Genomic DNA, 19,293 nt, shown 5'->3' on the forward strand with positions numbered 1-19,293 from the left:
GGCATTCCGCGTAACCCCTCCGGGGGCACGCAAACTCTCCGCCGGCCACCCGTATGGCTCCGGGGGTGTGGTGTCGCCGCGTTGCCGGATGCGGGCCGGCGGGGGCTTGGCGCGCCCGCGCGGCGGGGCCGCAGGATGATGCGGCCCCGCGCCCCCGGGTGTGCCGCCCCCGCGTGGGCTGCAAGGTTCCCCTCGCCCCAACTAGGCTCAGGTCCATGGAAATTCTGGGCGCCTCGCTGCGTATCTGCGTCGATGACCTCGAAACCGCGGTCCCGTTCTACGAGCGGCTGGCCGGTGGCAGAGCCATGCGGTTCGAGCGTGGCGGGGTACAGGTGGCGGCGATCGGCTCCTTTCTGCTGATGAGCGGGCCGGAGGAGGAGCTGGAGATTCTGCGGAAGGTGACGGCGACCATCGCGGTGAAGGACGTGGAGGAGGCCCACCAGGTCCTGACCGGCCTCGGCGCCCGGGTCCTCGCCGGGCCGGTGCCGACACCGGCCGGGCGGAATCTGCTGGCGATGCATCCGGACGGGACGATCTTCGAGTACGTGGACCAGCAGCGGACCTGAGCCCCGGCTCAGACCTGGTCGGGCCGCATCCGGAAGTCGTGGTGGGCGGGCAGGGGCTCGTCGGTGAGGCGGGACCACAGCCGGCCGAGCACCTCCTCGCCCTCCCGCAGGTCGGCGACCTCCAGCCCCGCGTCGAGGACGGCCCGTGCCTCGATGAGGTGTCCCTCGGCGAGCAGCAGTTCGGCCTCGAGAAGCCGGAACCGGCCGCGGCTGCGGACGGCGGGCAGCAGCCGGTCCCAGACGGTCCGGGCGTCAGCCGTCCGCCGTACCCGGAGCAGCGCCTGGAGGGTTTCCCGGCCGAGCGCGGCCACGGCGGCGGTCCAGGCCGCGCCGTCGTCGCGCCGTTCGCGGCACAGGTCGTCGAAGGCGTCCGCGTACCGTTCGGCGGCCCGCTCGTGGTGACCCGACTCCTGGTCGGCGACGGCCAGACAGCGCAGCAGCGGCCAGAGGGAGGGGGCGAGCGGGAGGGCGCGCTCCCAGCTGCGGACGGCCTGGGCGCGGTCGCCTGCGTGCCACTGGGCGACACCGAGGTGGTACTCGGTGTGCGGGGTGGCGGGGGCGGTCTCCAGCATGTCCCGCCAGTGCGGGGCGACGAGGGTCTCGGCGGGCGGCCGTACCCGGCGCGGTTCCGGCAGGGACCCGGTGCGCAGCAGCTCGCGCCAGGGCGCCTGGGCCTCGCCGAGGGTGGCCTCGGGGAACGGGGTGCCGGGCAGCTTCCAGTCGGCTCGCAGCACTTCGAGCGCGCCCCAGCCGGATCCGGCGGCCAGGATCTCGGCGGGTTCGGTGTCGGCAGACTCCCGCCATGCCGCGTACGCCGCGTCGACGCGGGCGCGGGGCAGGGCCGACTCCAGGCGTGATTCGGCCCCTTGGACGGCCCCGGTCCAGTCCCCCTCGGGCGATGCGTCCAGCGGGCCGTACGCCTCCAGCCAGGACACCTCGCTCGCCGCGTCCAGGCGGACGTGTTCCAGCTGGGTGCGGGCGAGGCCGGCCTGGATCTCGCAGTAGCCGCCGGTGCCGGGCGCGGTGAGCCAGTCCTGCCAGCGGCGGCCGCCGGGCCGGTGGCCCCACACGAAGAGTTTGCGGCCGCGCAGGGTGTCGGTGGAGGTCTGCACCAGCCCGTGGCCCTCGGCGTCCAGCGCGGCGATCCAGCGGCGCCGGCCGTCGGGTACCTCGTAGAAGTAGTCGGCGGCGTAGGGGCTGTTGAGGGGGCGGGTGCGGTCGATGCCGTCGTACGACGGGACCGGCACCCGGCGCAGGCGGCGTTCGTAGCCGAAGTGATAGGCCTCGTCGGCGGGGGCGAGGATTCGGCGCTCCTCCGGCACCGCGATGTTGGACCACCAGTACGTCGGCACCGGGCGCTCGTGCGGGTTGCGGACGCGGACGCCGACGTAGAGGAAGTCGGAGCCGTCGGGGAGCCACAGGTCGACCTGGAAGGGCAGGTCACGCAGCCGCTCCCACTCCCACAGGCGCAGCATCTGCCCGCCGTCGGGGGCGGGGACGCGGGCGGCGTGCAGGGGTGCGCAGGAGAGGGTGGTGTGGCCGGTGGCGCCGATGTTCCATTCGATGCCGCCGGAGTACCAGGCGCCGTTGAGGGCGAAGTTGGCGGGCTGGAACACCGGGTTGCGGTAGAGGAGTTCGCGTCCGGTGGGCAGGTGGAGCAGGGAGGCGACGCGGCCGCCGAGGCCGGGCAGGACGGTGGCGCGCAGCCGGTCGTTCTCGATCACGAGGGCGTCGAGGGCGCGGGGCTCGCGGGCTCTGTCGTAGCCGTCGCGGACGCGGACCGGGAGCAGGCTGCGCAGCGGGTCCTGGCTGAGTTGGCGGGCCATGTCGGCGGGCATGCCCTCCCGGTCGCGGTCCTCTATGCGGTGGACCTCGTCCAGGGGGCGCAGCGGGGGCAGGGGGTTGTCCGGGCCCAACTGCACGGCGGGCAGCGTCAGTACCTCACGTCGGATCCTCGTCACGATCACCATGGAACCCGGCGTACGGGGAGTCGGCCAGGGGAGCTACCGGTCAGGATTGCGCAAAGGCGTCCACGACCAGGTCGGTGAGGAGCGTGCCTGCCGTGCCGTCCGGGTCGAGGTCGGGGTCGTAGATGGTGACGTTGAGGCCCACGCAGTGCGGGGCGGCGAGCAAGGGGCGCAGCAGTGCGAGGAGTTCTTCGGGCCGCAGGCCGTCGGGGTCGGGGCTGTCGACGGCGGGCATGACCGACGGGTCGAGGACGTCGGCGTCCAGGTGCAGCCAGAATCCGTCCAGCTGCGGGATCCCGAAGACCTCGGCGGTGGCGTGGGCGAGGTCCGCGGCGCCCCGTTCGCGGATGTCCCCGACGGTGCCGACGGGGATCTTCAGGGCCGCGAGTTCGGCGCGGTCCTCCTCGAAGCAGTCGCGGATGCCGAGGAAGCGCACGTCCTCGTCGCGCAGGTACGGTCGCAGGCCCTCCAGGTCGGTGAGGTCGCGCTGGCCGCGTCCGGTGGCGAGGGCCACCTCCTCGCCGCCCGCCGCGCCGATCCGGTCGGAGTTGCCGGTGTGCCGGAAGTCGGGCGAGGCATCGACGGCCGCGAGCCCGTACCGGCCGAGGCGGCGCAGGGCGAGGGACGCGCCGAGCTGGATGGAGCAGTCACCGCCGAGGACGACCGGGAACTCCCCGGCGCGCACATGCCGTTCGATGCGGTCGGCCAGTTCGACCGTGTAGGCGGCGAGCGCGGCGGCGTTGAACACGCCGTCGCCTTCCTGCCAGTCACCGCGGTCGTAGCGCGGCGGCACCACCACGCCGCCCTCGCGTGCCCCGAGCCTCCGCACGATCCCCCGGTCCCGGAGAGCGCCGGCGAGCTTGTGGCAGCCGGGCACCGTGCCGGGGGCGGGCGGACGCAGACCCAGGTTGGACGGGGCGTCGAGGACGACGAGCGTCCGCATGACGACTCTCCTCATCGAAGCGAAGGGGCGAGACGGGGCGAGACGGGACGGGTCAGGTGCCGGGGCGCATCTCGGCGGTGAGCGCCCAGCGTTCGTGGTCGCGCCAGGCGCCGTCGATGTAGAGCATGTTCGGGGAGAACCCCTCCAGCCGGAAGCCGCCGCCCCGCGCCATCGCGACGGAGGCGGCGTTCTCCGGCTGTACGTTGATCTCCAGCCGGTGCAGCCCCAGCGGACCGAAGGCGTAGCCGATGACCAGGTCGAGTCCCTCGCGCATCAGACCGCGCCCGGCGGCGTGCGCGAAGGCCCCGTAGCCGAGGGCACCGCACTGGAAGGCGCCGCGCACGATGTTGTTGATGTTGATGTATCCGGCGATGTCCCCGCCGTCCCTCTCACACACCAGGAAGCCGGCCTTGGCCGGGTCCTCGATCAGCGCGCCGGCGTAGGCGACGTAGGCCTCGTCGGTGTCCGGCGGGAACAGCCAGGGCCGGTGCAGATCCTTGCTCTCGCGGGTCCGCGCGGTGAACTCGGGGCCGTCGTCGAGGGTGAAGTGACGGATGGCCACGCGGGGGCCCTCGGCGAGGTAGTGGGGCGTGGTGTGCGGCATCCGCCCAGCTTACGGCGCCCCCGCCGGTGCCGTCTCGGGTAATACGGCCCGGCCGGGGGCGCGGTTCGGGGCACGGCGCCGGCGCCTCCGGTGCGGCGCGCGGCGGCGCCCGGTACGGCTCTCAGCCGCCGGCGACCGGCAGCCGCAGCACCCCCGTGTCCCCGGGTGCGCTGACCACGGTCACCGGCTTGATCCCCCGGTTGCCGAAGTAGGCGTCGTCACTGGCCGCGACCACGAAGCGGAGTCGGTGCCCGGCCGCGTACCGGTGCACGATGCCCGGCAGGGTGACGGTGAAGTTCCTGGTCACGTCGGGTACCCGGACCGGTGCGACCAGCCGGTGGACGAGGGTCTGGGTGCCGTCGGGCGCGACGTCGTACAGCTTGGCGAACAGCACCAGTCTGTCGGCGGCGTCTGCGGAGTTCTGGACGCGCTCGGCCCTGGGCGAGACGACCTTCAGGGTGACCTGCGGTGCGCCGACGACGTCGACGTTCCCGGCGAGGGGGGCGCCGGTCCAGGCGAGGTAGGTGCCCTGGGTGTCGTACGGCGCCGGGTCGGGCAGGTTGAGGCTTCCGGCCAGGGAGCTTTCCGAATGGCTCGTCGGGACGGTCCAGTTGGTGTAACTGCGGCTGCCACGGGCCACCTTGGCGCGGTTGTCGACCAGTTTGCCGTCCCCGGAGAGGTAGAGGGTCCGGCTGAGGGCGGGGACCCGGTCGGCGGTGGCGTAGGTCCGTCCGGGGTCGGTGATCCAGTCGCGGTAGTAGGCGAAGGCGGGGCCGGTGTCGGTGTTCTTGTCCTGCCTCAGGTAGCGGTCGAACCAGGCGAGGATGCGGCGGCCGACGTAACTGGTCTCCAAGTTGCCCTGGACCAGGTTGAGTTCACCGGCGGCGGGGTCGGCGATGCCGCCGCTGTGGCCCCAGGACTGCCAGATCAGGGCGGTCGGGGTGCCCTGGGTCCTGAGGGTGCGGTAGCTGGCCGTCGCCTCATTGAGGTTGAACAGGGAGTCGGCCTGCCCCTGCACGAGCAGGGTGGGCGCCTGGACGCGGGAGAGGTACGTCGCCGGGGAGACGCGGCGGGCGAAGGCGAGCAGCCGGGCGGTGCGATCGGCCGGGTAGCTGCCGGTGTTGAGCGTGTGCACGGTGGTGCAGACGTCCGAGACGAAGTGCAGACAGGCCGCCGAGTTGATCCGGGTCGGGTCGAGGCTCGGGACGGTGAGCGGCTGGGTCTCGCCGCTCAGGTAGAAGCCGTTGGTCCACTGCCACTTGAAGGCGCCGGGCACGTCGCGGGTGCCGACGGCGTTGTTCGGGTCCAGGGAGTAGACGAGGTCGTTCCAGGTGAGGAGCGGGACGAGGGCGTCGACGCGGTGGTCGACGGAGGCGGTGGCCAGCTGGATCGCGCCGCCGTAGGAGCCGCCGATCATGCCGACGCGCGGGTCGCCGGGGGCGTCGAGGGTGACGAAGTCGGCGCGGGTGCCGTCGTCGGCGGAGCGCTTCCCGCCGAGGAAGTCGACCAGTTGGGCGGCGGCCCTGCCGTCGCTGTCGGGGTCGTCGAGGGAGATCAGGCAGCCGCTGTGGCCGAAGCCGAGGCCGGAGTAGACGAGGGAGACGTAGCCGCGCCCGGCGAAGGCCCTGGCGATGGCGTCGGTGGAGCCGTCCGACTTGCTGCCGCCGAAGCCGTTGGTGGCGAGCACGGCGGGCGCGGGGTGGGCGCGGTCCACTCCGGCGGGACGGTACAGGTCGGCGTCGACCGCGCAACTGCGGCCGCCGGCCCGCACGGTGAACTTCAGCGGGGTGACGGTGTACCGGCCGACCGCGTGGGCCGGGCCGCCGGCGAGCGCGAGGGGTGTGATGAGGGCCGCGCCGAGGAGGGCGGCGAGGACGGCTCGGGATCGGGACACCCGGCGGGGTGCCGGTCGGGGCAGACGTCGGGGCACGGGGACCTCCACACTGAGGCACACGAATTCCGACCAGTAGGTCTGGCCGAGGAGCATGCTGTGACACGTGTCAGGCGTGGGGCTATCCCGCTGCACGTGGTTTCTTGACGAAGATTCAGTGGACGGGTGGGCCAGGCACCCGGTGAACGCCGTGCGCAGTGATTAAGTTACGGTCACTCAGCGAACAGGTGGCGCCGCCCGGCGCATCAGCGGCGGTCACCCAGCGCATCGACGGCGCTCACCCGGCGATGTCGGCGAGCATCGGCTCAGCGCAGCGCCGGCTCGTCCAGCGTCAGCGTGCCGGAATCGGCATCGAGTTCGGCGACCGTCCCGAAGGGGACCGTCAGCGCGCCGTCACAGTGCCCGAATCCCAGCTCCTCGACGACCGGCACACCGAGTCCGCCGAGCCGGTCGGCGAGGACCGGGCGCAGCCGCTCGTACGGGCCGCAGTCGCGCCAGGATCCGAGCCCGATCCCGGCGACCCCGTCGAGCCAGCCGGAGCGCAGCAGCTGGGTCAGGAACCGGTCCATGCGGTACGGCGCTTCGCCGACGTCCTCCAGGAGCAGCAGCCCGCCCCGGGCGCCGGGCGCGCCGGACGGGGTGCCGAGGTCGGTGGCCAGCAGGCTCGGACAGCCGCCGAGCGTCACCCCTCTGGCCCGCCCCGGCGCCAGTGCCGCCCCGGCCGAGGCGAGCGTCCGCACCGTCTCCGGAGCGAACAGGGTGGCCCGCAGATGCTCCTGGGCACGGGCGCTCTTGATGAAGTCGGCTCCGGCGGCGTCCGGTCCGTACAGGCTGACCAGGCCGAGCCGGGTGGCGAACGCCTGGTGCAGGACGGTGGCGTCGCTGAATCCGACGAACACCTTGGGTCCGGCCGCGCGCATCGCCTCCCAGTCGAGCAGGTCGACCATGCGCTGGGCGCCGTAGCCGCCACGGGCGCACAGCACCGCGGCCACGGACGGGTCGCACCAGGCCCGCTGCAGGTCGGCCGCGCGGTCGGCGTCGCTGCCCGCGAGATAGCCCAACTCGCCGTGCGCATCGAGCACATGGGGTCCCAGCACGGGATCGAGATCCCAGCCCCGCAGCACATCGAGCCCCGCCTGGACACGTTCCTCGGGCACGGGCCCGCTGGGGGCGACGACGGCCACCCGGGCGCCCGGGGCCAGCCGTTCCGGCCGGGTCAGTTCCTTCACGTGTGCAGCTCCAGTCTCGGCACCTCGGGCACGTCCAGCCCGAACACCTGAGCATAAAGGGAGAGTTCGGCCTCCAGGGCGCGGACCATGGTGTCGGCCCGCCGGAACCCGTGCCCCTCGCCCTCGAAGGTCAGATAGGCGTGCGGCAGGCTCCGGCCCTCGATCCGGGCGAGGAAGCGTTCGCACTGGGCGGGCGGGCAGATGACGTCGTCCAGGCCCTGGAGCAGCAGGAACGGCACGGTGAGCCGGTCGGCGTGGGTGGTCGGCGAGCGCTCGGCGTACCGGGCGGGCACCTCGGCGAACGGCCCGATCAGCGACTCCAGATAGCGGGACTCGAAGTCGTGGGTCTCTTCCGGGCCCCAGGTGGCCAGGTCCAGGACGGGGTAGACGATGGTGCCGCAGGCGTAGACGTCGGTCGTGGTCAGGGAGGCGGCCGCGGTCCAGCCGCCCGCGCTGCCGCCGCGGATCGCGAGCCGGTCCGGGTCGGCGGTGCCCTCCTCGGCGAGGGCGCGGGCGACCGCCGCGCAGTCCTCGACGTCGACCACGCCCCACTGCTCGCGCAGTCGCTCACGGTAGGCGCGGCCGTATCCGGTGGAGCCGCCGTAGTTCACCTCGGCGACGCCGATGCCCCGGGAGGTGAAGTAGGCGATGGCCAGGTCCAGGACGAGCGGCGCCCGGCCGGTCGGGCCGCCGTGCGCCCAGATGACGTACGGCGCGGCCTGGCCGTCGGGCGCGGCCCGTTCGGGGTGGTGCGGCGGATAGACGTGAGCGTGCACCTCGCGGCCGTCCGGGCCGGTGAAGGTGCGGATCCGCGGCTCGGGGTAGTAAGCGGGGTCGACCGCGTCCCGGTGCCGGGCGCCGATGGCGCGGGCCCGGCCGGTGGTGGTGTCCAGCTCGACCACTTCGTACCCGGTGCGCGGGCTGGCGCCGACACCGACGACGCGCCCGCCGTGCACGGCGAGGGTGGCACCGAACTCGGTCCACGGTCCGGCGACGTCGACGATCTCCCCGGATTCCGTGTCCATGATCCCGAGTACGGCCGACCCGCGACCGTGGACGACCGCGAGCAGGCCGTTGTCCAGCGGCGCGAACCAGCGCAGGCCCGGCTTCCACAGCGGGCCCGCGAACTCCTCCTCGCGCGGACACAGCGGGGTGCCGTCCCGGTACAGGTTCCACCAGCCGCTGCGGTCGCTCGCGTACAGAAGACGGTTGTCCGCCGACCATTCGGCCTGTGCGATCGCCTCCCGCGGCCCGCCGGCGGCCGTGTGGACTGTCTGCAGTGTCCCGTCGACACCGATGTCGCCGACGAGCAGTTCGGTCCCGTCCCACGGCATCCCCGGATGGTCCCAGGCGAGCCAGGCCGCCCGGCGGCCGTCGGGCGAGACGCGGGGCCCGGTGACGAACCGGTGCCGCCCGTTGGTGAGTTCGCGTACGGCGGACCGGTCCTCGGCGGCGGACCCGTCCAGCGGTACGGCCGCCAGGACCCGTCGTACGTCCGAGGGGTGGTCCCCGGTGAACTCCTCCAGCACGCACCACACCTCGCCGCGCACGAGGTTCAGCCGCGGGTCCGCCCAGCGCAGGCCCGCGCCCAGCGCGGAGAGCGGGGTCAGCGGGCGCGGCGCGCCGCCGGGCTCGTACCGGTACAGCCGCTGGTCGGCGAAGTGCGTGAACACGACGAGCGGCGCGCCGCCGTGCACCGCCCCGGTCCAGGGCCGGCCGCCGTACTCCACCACGCGGTTGCGCACGTTCCACGGCGCGGGCAGGACGACCTCCTCGGTGCCCTCGGCCGTCCGCCGCACCAGCGCCCGGCGGCCGCCCTCGGCCGGGCGCGGCTCGGTCCACCACACCTCGTCCCCGACGAAGCCCACCCACTCCGGCTGCCCGTCGTGCGCGGCGGCCAGTGCCGCGTCGACCGGCGACGGCCACGATCCGTACGGCGCCGTCCGCACCCCGTCCCCCATCCCCTAGGCCGTCCGCAGGAAGCGGTCGAGCACCCGGACGCCGAAGTGCAGCGCCTCGACGGGCACGCGCTCGTCCACGCCGTGGAACAGCGCCTGGTAGTCGAGGCCTTCGGGCAGCTTCAGCGGGGCGAAACCATACCCGGTGATACCGAGCCGGGAGAACTGCTTGGCGTCCGTGCCGCCCGACATGCAGTACGGCACGACGTGCCCTTCGGGCGCGAACTCCTCGACGGCGGCCCGCATCCTCGCGAAGACCGGGGCGTCCACCGGCGCCTGCAGGGCCACCTCCCGGTGTGCGAACTCCCAGCTCACCTCCGGGCCCGTCAGCCGGTCGAGGGCGCTGGTGAACTCCCTCTCGGCGCCCGGCAGATACCGCCCGTCGACGAAGGCGACCGCCTCGCCGGGGATCACGTTCACCTTGTAACCGGCGTTCATCATGGTCGGGTTGGCGCTGTTGCGGACGGTCGCCTCCACCAGCTTGGCCGCCGGGCCGAGCTTCTCCAGCAGCCGGTCCACGTCCCTGAAGTCGGGTTCGATGCCGTACACGGCGGCGAGTTCGGCGAGCGCGGCCCGGACGGTCGGCGTCAGCCGGAGCGGCCACTCGTGCGCGCCGATACGGGTGACGGCGGCGGCGAGCCGGGTCACCGCGTTCTCCTTGTTCACCGTGGAGCCGTGCCCGGCCCGGCCGCGCGCGGTGAGCTTCAGCCAGCCGGTGCCCCGCTCCCCCGCCGCGATGGGATAGAGCTGCCGCCCGGCGCCGTCGTGGAAGGTGAAGCCACCGCACTCGCTGACGCCCTCGGTGCAGCCCTCGAACAGCTCCGGGTGGCTGTCGGCGAGGAATCCGGAGCCGTCCTCGGCGCTGGCCTCCTCGTCGGCGGTGAACGCGATGACGAGGTCCCGGCGGGGCCGTACGCCCTGCCGGGCCCAGCCGCGGACGACCGCGAGGATCATCGCGTCCATGTTCTTCATGTCGACGGCGCCCCGTCCCCACACCACCCCGTCGCGGATCTCGCCGGAGAAGGGGTGCACGCTCCAGTCGGCGGCCTCGGCGGGCACCACGTCGAGGTGACCGTGGACCAGCAGCGCGTCGGCGGACGGGTCGGTGCCCTCGATCCGGGCGACGACATTGGTACGGCCCGGGGTGCGCTCCAGCAGCAGCGGTTCCAGGCCCGCGCCGGCCAGCCGCTCGGCCGCGTACTCGGCCGCGGGCCGCTCCCGGCAGTCCCCGCCGCCCCGGTTGGTGGTGTCGATCCGGATCAGGCCGGAGGTGAACTCCACGACCTCGGCCAGGGACAGCTCGTCGGCCTGCAGGTCAGCCATACTGCTCCTCCACGGCGGCGGAGGCGATCGTGGTGACCGCCTTGAACGTCCTGATCCCCTCGTACATGCCGGCACTGGTGTACGCCACCTTCCGCTCCCCGATCCGCGCGACCCCGGGCACGACGGTGGCGGCCATCGCCAGGTGCTCCGCGTCGAACTCGACCGCGACGGTGAACGGCCCGGCCTCGACTGGTGCGTGACGCACCGCCAGCCGCGCCGCCTCCTTCGCGGCCGCGCGGATGTCGGCGGCGGTGCGAGCCGGGGTCCGGCACACCGCCGCGTACCGTGACACATGGTCCTTGACGGCGACCTTCAGCGCCTCGGGCGCATAGCCGAGCGCGTCCTCGCAGGCCACGTCGTCGCCGGTGACGAGGACGACGGGGACGCCGTACTCGGCGACGACGTGCGCGTTGAGCAGGCCCTCGCTGGCCCGGACGTCGTTCAGCCAGACCCCGGTGATCTGGTTGGCGAGGTAGGTGTGGGCGAGGACGCCCTCCATGCCGGCGCCCGCGTGGTAGCCGACGAACGCGATGCCGTCGACGTCTCCGTGCTGCACGCCCTCCACCATGGACAGCGCCTTGTGCCGTCCGGTGAGCATCTCGACCCGCTCGTCGAGATGCTCCAGCAGCAGGTTGCGCATGGACCAGTGGGCCTCGTTGACGAGCACCTGGTCGGCGCCGCCGTCGAAGAAGCCCTCCGCGGCGGCGTTCACGTCCGAGGTGAACATCGCCCGGCACCGCTCCCACTGCGGCGTCCCCGGCAGCACGTCGGCCGGCCAGGTGACGCCCGTGGCCCCCTCCATGTCGGCACTGATGAGGATCTTCATGCCGCTTCACGTTACGCCCCGGCGAGGGAACTTCCTACGAGGCGGGGAGGAGGTTGAGCGCACTCCCACCACGGGTGGCAGAGCCGCGTCAGCTTGCGGGCAGGCTGAACCGGTAGCCCTGCTGGGTCAGCCAGGGGAGCAGTTCGCGCAGGGCTGCCACGGTTTCGCTGCGGTCGCCGCCGCCGTCGTGCATGAGGATGATGCCGCCGGGACGCAGTTCCCGTTTCGCGGTGGCAAGGATCGAGGCGGCACCGGGGCGCGACCAGTCACGGGTGTCGACGGTCCAGCCCAGCGGGCGCAGGCCGGCCTGCTCGGCTATCTGGCGGTTTTCGGGGCTGAAGTCGCCGCCGGGGGCACGGAACCACCCGATCTGGGTGCCGGGCCCACCCGCCTTGCCGATCATGTCCTTGGCGTCGGTGATCTCGTGGACCTGCTGGTCGTGCGGGAGGGTGTGCATCGGCTGGGGGTGGTCCACGGTGTGGTCGCACAGCCGGTGGCCGTCGGCGATGATGCGCTTGACCATGTCGGGGTTCGCGGCGGCCTCCTTGCCGATCTGGCAGAAGGTCGCCTGCGCGTGGTACTGCGCGAGCAGGTCCAGGATTTCACCGGTGGCCGGCCCCGGGCCGTCGTCGAAGGTGAGTGCCACGCTCCGGCCTCCCGTCGCCGTGCTGTAGGCGATCGACGTGCTCGGGGCGCCGGCAGGGGCGGTCCGCGCGCCGGGGTCGGAAGCGGCACTCGCGCTCGTACCGATACCGGCCAGGGCGAACGAGACGGTGACCGCGCAGCCGAGAGCCACACGGCGCAGCAGGCGGACGGAGTTCGGGTTCGGCATTCTGTACTTGCTCCTGGCAATGCTGGCCATGGCGAGATGGCAACGAACGAGACCCCACGACGATGACCTAAAGTCGGACTAAAGCGAAGCATCCACCGATATTTGCGGCTTTTGTCACTATCGGGGCATGGTGACCCTGCGCTTCAGGGTGGCTACTTTTCGTCAACACGGGGCGGAGCGTGGACCGTCGGCTCAGACTTCGCGGGTCGGGCTCGGGGCTGCCCGCTGTTCCCATTTCGGTAGCCAGACGTTGACATCGGGTGAGTCCGTCCGTCTGGAGTCGAGGTAGTTGCGAAGTTCCCTGAGCGCGGGATGGAGGTTGTCGTCGCGCCAGATCAGCGACATCGGGTAGACCGGCGACGGGTCGCGTACCGGGATGCGCCGCAGGTCGTAGCTGTCCGGCCACAGATACCGCGAGCCTTCGCCGACCAGAGTCGCGAGATCTGAGGAGTCGGCGATCTCAGCCAGCAGCGCCTCGTTCCCGAAGACGGGTCCCACCACGTCGATCGTGACACCGAAGACGGTGGCGAGTTCGTCGTAGTAGGCGGCCACCTCACCTCGGGCGTCCAGGCCGGGCATCCAGATGCGGTGTCCGGCGAGTCGCCCTGGCGTGACGGCACGGGCGTTGGCGAGCGGGTGGCGCGGTCCGACGAGCAACTGGTGCGGCTCGTCGACCACTCGAGCGGTCCTGATCACGTCCGGTAGGTGCTGCTGCGGCGGAACCGCGTGGAACGTGGCGTCGACCGTCCCGGCTTCGACAGCGGCGATCGCGCCGTCGACGTCGGTGTCCAGGGTCACGACATCCAGTTCGATCTCGGGATGCACGCGGTAGAAGTCCTGGACCAGCCCCGCCGTCACGATCCGCCGGTTGACGACATCGACGCGCAGAGCGCGCCGGCCAGGGCGGACGGACGCGTCAGCCCGCTCTGCCACCCGGAGAGGTTCACGGGCGTGGGGCAGGAATGCCTGGCCGTCGACGGTGAGCTGGGAGCCGCGGGCGGTGCGGGTGAACAGGCGTACATCCAGTTCCTTCTCCAGCCCGGCGATGCGCTTGGAGACGGCCTGCTGGGTGATCGACAGGTCGGCGGCGGCCTTCTGGAACTGGCCCGCTTCCGCGACGGCGACGAAGGTACGTACGGCTTCGAGATCCACGCCTGTCCACCTTAGTGAACAACGGAAGGTTGTGCCTCGCTGGCCGGTCGGTTGTTTGACCTGCTGTTGTGCTGCTCGCTTAGCTCTCACTGGTCAATGTCGGTTTGTTCGAGCGGGGCATCAAGGGGGCGCTGTGCGCATGAGGGGCAGGAGACGGCTGGGCCGGCAGTTCGGCTGGCTGTGGGCGGCATATGCGGTGAGTGCCTACGGGTCCGGGCTGGGATTCGGGGCGTTCCCGCTGATCGCCGTGCTGGCGTTGCATGCGCCCCCGGCCGAGGTGTCCGCGCTGTCCGCGGTGGGACCTGCGGTGGGCGCGTTGATCGCGGTGCCGCTCGCGCCGTGGGTGGAGTTCCGGCGCAAGCGCCCGGTCATGATCGCGATGGACCTGGCCCGGTTCGCGCTCATGGCGACGATCCCGGTCGCCTACGCCTTCGGCCGGCTCGGTTTCGTCCAGTTGCTCGTGGTCTCGGCCATGGTCGCCGCGGCCAAGATCGCCTTCAACGCGGCCGCCGGCGCCTACCTCAAGGCCCTCGTCCGGCCGGATGACCTGCTCGTGGCCAACGCGCGGTTCGAGTCCACGAACTGGAGCTCCATCGCGGTCGGGCCACCGCTGGGCGGGGCGGCGATCGGCCTGTTCGGTCCGGTCACCACCGTGGTGGCCGACGCGCTCAGCTACCTGCTCTCCGCGCTGGGCATCACCGCGATCCGCGGCCGAGAAGAAGCGCCCCGTGGAACCGGCCAAAGTCCGGTGCGGGCGGGCGCATTGCTCGACGGCTGGCGCCACATCATGGGCCACCCCGGTCTGCGGGCGCTCTATCTCAACCAGATACTCGTCGGCGGTCTGATCATGGCCACCGAGCCGCTGCTGGCCGTGCTCCTGCTTCGCCAGCTCGGGTTCCCGCCCTGGCAGTACGGCCTCGCCTTCGCCGCCCCCTGTGTCGGCGGGCTCATCGGCTCCCGGCTGGCCCCTCGCGTCGTGGCCCGCTACGGCCGGCACGGGGTCTTCCGGACCGTCGGCACCCTGCGCGCCATCTGGCTGATCGGCCTGGCCTTCGTCCGCCCCGGCGTCGTCGGCCTCGTCATCGTGATAGCCGTAGAGCTGGCGATCATCTTCAACATGAGCCTGTACACCCCGGTACTCGCCACCTACCGGCTCGAACACACCCCCAAGCAGCTCGTCGCCCGCACCCTGTCGGCCTGGTCGATCGGCCAGCAGACGTCCATCGCCCTCCTCACCGCGCTCGGCGGACTGCTCGCCGACGTCACCGGCCCACGCACCGCGCTCACGGTCGCGGGCCTGCTCATCCTGACCACACCACTCCTGCTTCCCCGACACGACCACGTAGCAGCCGAGCCGGAACCGGCCGGTAGCCGCTCATGACCTGCCCCGACTCGCCATTGCAGCCCGCGGGCCGCAGCCGCCCCGCCGACACGCGTCCGCGTCGACCAGTCACACACCAGCCAGGCACCAGCACCAGGTTGAAGACCTCTCTGGTCCTCGGACAGCATGGCTGAGATGCTCCTGCACATGCTCGACCTGTCCACGGATGAGGCCGCTGCGGCGTCGGGCGCCCTCTTGCCGCTGCAGCCTGACGAGGGCGCCGTGCCCCTCGGCTTCATAGGTGGATGGGCAGGTGGCGGGGTCCGCGAAGCATGGCGTTCTGCCGGTAGGGGGGCGGGTCCTGGGCCAGGCTTGCCGTCGCGAGACAGGGAAGCAGCGCGCCGAGCGCGGCGTAAGCCTCGACACGGGCCAAGGGGCCGCCGTAGCAGGCATGGATGCCACTGCCGAAGCCGAGGTGCTGGTTGTCCGGGCGGGCGGGGTCGAACCGATCGGGGTCGGGGAACCGCTGGGGGTCGCGGTTGCCGGAGGCGAGGGCCAGGATCACGGACGCGCCTTGGGGTATGGGCGTACCGGCGACGTCCACGTCGGCGTGCGGGATGCGCTCGCGCATGTGGACCGGGGGCTCGTAGCGCAGCAGTTCCTCCACAGCACGCGGCAGCAGCTCCGGTTCCCGGCGCAGCCGGTCCCCTTGCTCGGGCTGGCGCAGGAAGGTGAGGGCGCCGTTGGCGATCAGGTTGACCGTGGTCTCGTGTCCGGCGATGAGGAGCAGTACGGCGGTTTCCGCGAGTTCCTCCTGGGTGAGCCGCAGGGCCGGGTCCGGCTCGTTGACGAAGGCGGAGAGCATGTCGTCGCCCGGCTTGCCACGGCGCTGCTCGGCCAGGTTCAACAGGTAGCCGCCCATCTCCATCCGCGCCTGGTCGCCGGCCTTGTCCGGCTCGGTGGAGTCGTCGTCGGGCCTGACGTCGGCGGCTGCGACGATCGCGTCGGACCAGGCCCGGAAGAGCGGCTCGTCCTCGTGCGGCACGCCGAGCAGGCGGCAGATCACGGTGACGGGCAGCGGGTAGGCGAAGTCGTCGACGACGTCGATCTGCCGGCCCGCCTCGAAGGCCTCCAGCAGTTCCTTGGTGATCCGGTCGATCTCGCCGCGCATGCCGTCGACCCGGCCAGGGCTGTGCGGAGGCCCGAAAGGCCGCATGGCGAGTGTGCGCAGCCTGTGGTGCTCGGGGTCGTCGAGCCGCAGGAACGGCGGCTTGTGGGTCACCTCGCCGCGGGTGCGGGGATCGGCACTCATCCGTGGGTCGTGGAGCAGAGCGGCGATGTGGTGGTAGGTGCCGATCAGGTAGCTGCCGTCGGCCTGCTGGACCACAGGACCGGCCTCGCGGAGTTCCGCGTACAGCGGATAGGGGTTGGGGCGGCTGGCGTAGTCGGTGATCCGTGCCAGCAAGGTCGCGGAGTCCATGGTGGCTCCTCGTAGGGGGCGGGATGTGGGCTACACCACCGTCAGCCGGCGGTCGGGAAGGTGACCGGTGAGTGCGACGGTCGGGCCGTGGGACAGCACGGAGGGGTCCGGTACGGCGGAGGGGATCGTGATGTCGGCGGCGATCGCACAGTCCTGTGCGCCGGGCGGGGGCGGGAAGGGAGCGGCGGTCTCGATCAGGTGTCGGTAGTAGTCGAGCGCCTTGGCCATGTCGACGGTGACGGCGGCGGTAACCCGGCCCTGGTAGCCGTAGACCATCGCGAGCCGGCGCGCCTCCAGGGAGCCCTGGGCGATGACCACGTGGTCGGAGTAGGTGGGGACGCCCACCGACTTGATGTTGAGTCCGAACTGGGTCGACCAGAAGACCGGGATGGCCAGGTGCGGGCGCTGCAGCGGCCCCGGGTTGACCATGTTGTGGGCCGCAACCGCGGCCTGCTCGACCGCGTTGCCCCAGTGTTCCAGGGACAGCATCTGGTAGCCGAACAGCGGGTGGGGGAAGCGGGAGACGTCGCCGGCCACGAAGACGTCGTCGGTGACGATCCCGTACATGTTGAAGGCCCGGCAGCCTGCGTCGCAGGCGATGCCGCGTGGGCCCGCCGCCAGCCCGGACTCCGCCAGCCACTCCACGTTGCGGATCGCGCCCAGTGCCACGACGCACACGTCCGCCTCGACGCGGCTGCCGTCGGACAGCTGCGCGCCGGTGAAGGCGCCGTTGCCGTTCAGGGCGGTGACTGTCACTCCGGTGCGCAGGTCCACGCCGTGGTTGCGCTGCATGACGGCGGCGAGCTTGGACAGGGTGCCGCCGAGCGCACCTACCAGGGGTGCGGGGCCGCGTTCGGCGACGGTCACCTCAAGGCCCAGTTCCCGGCAGGCGGAGGCGATCTCGGAGCCGGTGAAACCGCCGCCGATCACCAGGACTCGCTCTGGTCTCGCGGCCAGCCGATCGGCCAGTCCCGCGCCGTCCTCGCGCGTGCGCAGGGTGAACACCCCGTCCAGGGCGCCTTCCTCCGGGTTGGGCCAGGGCCGTGCGCGGGTTCCGGTGGCGATCAGCAGCCGGTCGTAGGGCAGCGACTCGCCGTCGGCCAGCAGTACCCGTTTCGCCAGCAGGTCCACGCCGGTGGCACGCACGCCGAGGCGCCACTCGGCGTGCGGGTCCCGGCGCATCGGCAGCTCAAGGGTGTCCGGCGTCGCCTGCCCAAGCAGTACCTGCTTGGACAGCGGCGGCCGGTCGTAGGGCGCATGGGGCTCGTCGCCGACCACGGTCAGTGAGCCGGTGAAGCCCTCCTCGCGCAGCACCTCCGCGGCTCTCAGCCCGACCAGCGACGCGCCGACGATGACGATACGGCCGTCTTTCAGGTCACCGGGCACCGGTGCTCACCTCTTCCCCGAGGAGGATCGCCTGCACCGGGCACGCCGCCGCGGCCTGGCGTACCCGCTCCACCTGGTCGTCCGGGACGGCAGTGGCGTACAGCAGCCCCTCCTCCCCGTGCAGCTCGAACACCTCCGGGGCGAGGAACACGCACTGTGCATAGCCCTGGCAGCGTGTGAGGTCGACAACGGTCCGCATCTCCACCACTTCTTCCTCCGTTGCCACACCCCCCTCATCTCCAGCATGGGGCCAGACCCGGGTGCCTGCATGCCTTGTGATCGAGAGCTGGGATTCGGGCCAGCACGATGAGAGAGAAATGGACGAACTCCCGGGAACCACCTTCCAGTTGCTCGTCAGCGTTCAGCGGTGACACCTCACCGAAGCAGTGGTGCACCCTGCGGTCAGCTCGTCCGGGTGACCCGAGTCACTGTCACCGCCCCACCATTTCCATACGACGTATGGTTATCCTGGCAGGGCGATTCCATACATCGCATGGAACTGCTGACCGGACAACGCCAGGCGCATCACATCGCCTGCAAAAGCAGCCGTTGCTGCAGATCGCACCAACCGGAAGGAAAGATCATGAAGAAGCTCACGAGGCGGATTGCTGTCGCTGTTTCCTCCGTGGCGGTCGCGGGTGTCGCCGTTGTCGGTGCCGGGGGCACCGCTTCGGCCGCGACCACCTCCCCCGTGCACGTCCAGCGGCCGGCCGTCGGCGTCAACGCCGCCGACTACCGTTGGGACCACGGCGTCGGCTACCTGATCGAGCAGGGCTATTGCTGGGACGCAAATCGTGGCTGGCACCACGACGACCGTGTCACCGACTCGTCCTGGCACAGCCGCGACGGTCGCTGCTACCGCTGGGACGACGAGGGGCGCGGGTGGAAGTCCGACAGGTCGTACCGGCACAACTGGAACCGCTACGAGCGCGACGGCCGGGACCGGGACCACCACGACCAGTACCACGGCGACCGGGACTACCTCGGCTGGGACCACTACGACCGGAACCACGGCGAACGGTGAGACAGGTACTGCTTGTGCCCACATGGGCCGAAGCCGTACCCCTCGCTCTGATGCCTGCCGGCGGCAGGGATGCGACCGCTGGTCAAGGATCAGCGGTCCCCTGGCCGCCGCCCGGGCGGGCGATTGAGTGAGGGCCTGCTCCTCTTGAACCTGCCTGCGGACACCCCGGGTCGCAGGCACGCGCCGCCACGCTGCCGCGCCGCCACGAATCGCACGGTCCGCCGATGCCGACCGGCGCCCGAGCCCTGCTACAACGCCTCTTCCTCCGATGCCTTTTCGCTGCCGCAAGCGGCAGGACGCAGCCGAGGCAGGGGATGCCTTGGAGTGCATACCGATGGAGTCTTTGAGGGCCGTGGTTCAAGGACTGACCGCGCAGCTCGTCGTCTCGCGCACCTACTCGCTCCCCCTGTGTATGCGTCTGCGGTACGAGCCCGACGATCCCTATATCGTCCGTGCCGCCTTCTTCCCCCACAGCGACGAGCCGGTCGAATGGGTCCTGGGGCGTGATCTTCTGACCGATGGCCTGAAAGGTTCCGCAGGTCATGGGGACGTCCGGATCTGGTCGGCCGTCGGCCGTGGCGACCAGGCGATGTACATCGCTCTCGGGTCTCGCGCGGGCACCGCCCTGCTCGAGGTTCCCGTGCAGGACGTCAAGGCATTCCTGGAGCGCACGGAGGCTCTGGTGCCACGGGGCACCGAGGCCGGACGCATCGACTGGGATGTCGAACTGGCGCACCTGCTCTCGCAAAGCTGACCACTGGCTATCCATGCTCATGCAGAAAAGGAACGAG

17 protein-coding genes are annotated in these 19,293 nt (G+C 71.7%); 4 read left to right on the plus strand and 13 right to left on the minus strand.

Annotation, left to right across the window (positions count from 1 at the left end; all coding sequences use genetic code 11):
- Window positions 1-215 precede the first annotated feature (215 nt).
- Window positions 216-566 carry a VOC family protein gene (locus AB5L52_RS09060; protein WP_351026387.1) on the plus strand — a complete coding sequence of 117 codons (351 nt, stop codon included), beginning with the start codon at window positions 216-218 and terminating at the stop codon, window positions 564-566.
- A gap of 8 nt (window positions 567-574) precedes the next feature.
- On the opposite strand, the gene AB5L52_RS09065 is transcribed toward AB5L52_RS09060, so the two are convergent.
- The 10 genes from AB5L52_RS09065 to AB5L52_RS09110 all read right to left on the minus strand — a co-directional run bounded on the left by AB5L52_RS09065 (window position 575) and on the right by AB5L52_RS09110 (window position 13,291).
- Window positions 575-2,536 (minus strand): DUF5107 domain-containing protein, encoded by a 1,962-nt coding sequence (locus tag AB5L52_RS09065; RefSeq protein WP_369363256.1) that lies wholly within the window; start codon window positions 2,534-2,536, stop codon window positions 575-577.
- Window positions 2,537-2,576: 40 nt separating this feature from the next.
- Complete coding sequence (locus AB5L52_RS09070) at window positions 2,577-3,476, minus strand: arginase family protein (protein ID WP_369363258.1); 900 nt, start codon at window positions 3,474-3,476, stop codon at window positions 2,577-2,579.
- 52 nt (window positions 3,477-3,528) lie between these two features.
- Window positions 3,529-4,080 (minus strand): GNAT family N-acetyltransferase, encoded by a 552-nt coding sequence (locus AB5L52_RS09075; protein WP_369363259.1) that lies wholly within the window; start codon window positions 4,078-4,080, stop codon window positions 3,529-3,531.
- 121 nt (window positions 4,081-4,201) lie between these two features.
- Window positions 4,202-5,974, minus strand: a complete 1,773-nt coding sequence (locus AB5L52_RS09080) for a CocE/NonD family hydrolase (protein ID WP_369363261.1) — start codon at window positions 5,972-5,974, stop codon at window positions 4,202-4,204.
- A gap of 302 nt (window positions 5,975-6,276) precedes the next feature.
- On the minus strand, window positions 6,277-7,200 hold the full coding sequence (locus AB5L52_RS09085) for an LD-carboxypeptidase (RefSeq protein ID WP_369363263.1): 924 nt from the start codon (window positions 7,198-7,200) through the stop codon (window positions 6,277-6,279).
- Window positions 7,197-9,161: a prolyl oligopeptidase family serine peptidase gene (locus AB5L52_RS09090; RefSeq protein WP_369363265.1), complete on the minus strand. Its 1,965-nt coding sequence runs from the start codon at window positions 9,159-9,161 to the stop codon at window positions 7,197-7,199. Before AB5L52_RS09090 ends, AB5L52_RS09085 begins: the two co-directional genes overlap by 4 nt.
- Window positions 9,162-9,164: 3 nt before the next feature.
- The gene (locus AB5L52_RS09095; RefSeq protein ID WP_369363266.1) at window positions 9,165-10,481 is read right to left on the minus strand and encodes a M20/M25/M40 family metallo-hydrolase; all 1,317 of its coding nucleotides are present in this window, start codon (window positions 10,479-10,481) and stop codon (window positions 9,165-9,167) included.
- On the minus strand, window positions 10,474-11,307 hold the full coding sequence (locus AB5L52_RS09100) for a M55 family metallopeptidase (protein WP_351570631.1): 834 nt from the start codon (window positions 11,305-11,307) through the stop codon (window positions 10,474-10,476). The genes AB5L52_RS09095 and AB5L52_RS09100 overlap by 8 nt, the downstream gene beginning before the upstream one ends.
- A gap of 88 nt (window positions 11,308-11,395) precedes the next feature.
- Window positions 11,396-12,139, minus strand: a complete 744-nt coding sequence (locus tag AB5L52_RS09105; protein ID WP_351026374.1) for a polysaccharide deacetylase family protein — start codon at window positions 12,137-12,139, stop codon at window positions 11,396-11,398.
- A 192-nt stretch (window positions 12,140-12,331) separates the two neighbouring features.
- Window positions 12,332-13,291: a LysR family transcriptional regulator gene (locus AB5L52_RS09110; RefSeq protein ID WP_369363269.1), complete on the minus strand. Its 960-nt coding sequence runs from the start codon at window positions 13,289-13,291 to the stop codon at window positions 12,332-12,334.
- Window positions 13,292-13,430: 139 nt separating this feature from the next.
- Here AB5L52_RS09110 and AB5L52_RS09115 point away from each other — a divergent pair, with 139 nt between their 5' ends.
- On the plus strand, window positions 13,431-14,672 hold the full coding sequence (locus AB5L52_RS09115) for an MFS transporter (RefSeq protein ID WP_369363271.1): 1,242 nt from the start codon (window positions 13,431-13,433) through the stop codon (window positions 14,670-14,672).
- A 235-nt stretch (window positions 14,673-14,907) separates the two neighbouring features.
- Here AB5L52_RS09115 and AB5L52_RS09120 read toward each other — a convergent pair whose 3' ends face one another.
- The 3 genes from AB5L52_RS09120 to AB5L52_RS09130 are packed head-to-tail and all read right to left on the minus strand — an operon-like array spanning window position 14,908 to window position 17,677.
- A complete protein-coding gene (locus AB5L52_RS09120) occupies window positions 14,908-16,092 on the minus strand; it encodes a cytochrome P450 (protein ID WP_351570643.1) in 1,185 nt (394 codons plus the stop codon).
- A gap of 30 nt (window positions 16,093-16,122) precedes the next feature.
- A complete protein-coding gene (locus AB5L52_RS09125) occupies window positions 16,123-17,478 on the minus strand; it encodes an NAD(P)/FAD-dependent oxidoreductase (RefSeq protein WP_369363273.1) in 1,356 nt (451 codons plus the stop codon).
- On the minus strand, window positions 17,468-17,677 hold the full coding sequence (locus AB5L52_RS09130; RefSeq protein WP_030176846.1) for a ferredoxin: 210 nt from the start codon (window positions 17,675-17,677) through the stop codon (window positions 17,468-17,470). Before AB5L52_RS09130 ends, AB5L52_RS09125 begins: the two co-directional genes overlap by 11 nt.
- A 384-nt stretch (window positions 17,678-18,061) precedes the next feature.
- Between AB5L52_RS09130 and AB5L52_RS09135 the strand changes: the two genes are divergently transcribed.
- Both AB5L52_RS09135 and AB5L52_RS09140 read left to right on the plus strand, forming a co-directional pair.
- Complete coding sequence (locus AB5L52_RS09135) at window positions 18,062-18,502, plus strand: hypothetical protein (protein WP_369363274.1); 441 nt, start codon at window positions 18,062-18,064, stop codon at window positions 18,500-18,502.
- 352 nt (window positions 18,503-18,854) lie between these two features.
- Window positions 18,855-19,256 (plus strand): SsgA family sporulation/cell division regulator, encoded by a 402-nt coding sequence (locus tag AB5L52_RS09140; protein ID WP_351766328.1) that lies wholly within the window; start codon window positions 18,855-18,857, stop codon window positions 19,254-19,256.
- Window positions 19,257-19,293 lie beyond the last annotated feature (37 nt).

The sequence above is a fragment of the Streptomyces sp. CG4 genome (assembly GCF_041080655.1).
Taxonomy (GTDB): domain Bacteria; phylum Actinomycetota; class Actinomycetes; order Streptomycetales; family Streptomycetaceae; genus Streptomyces.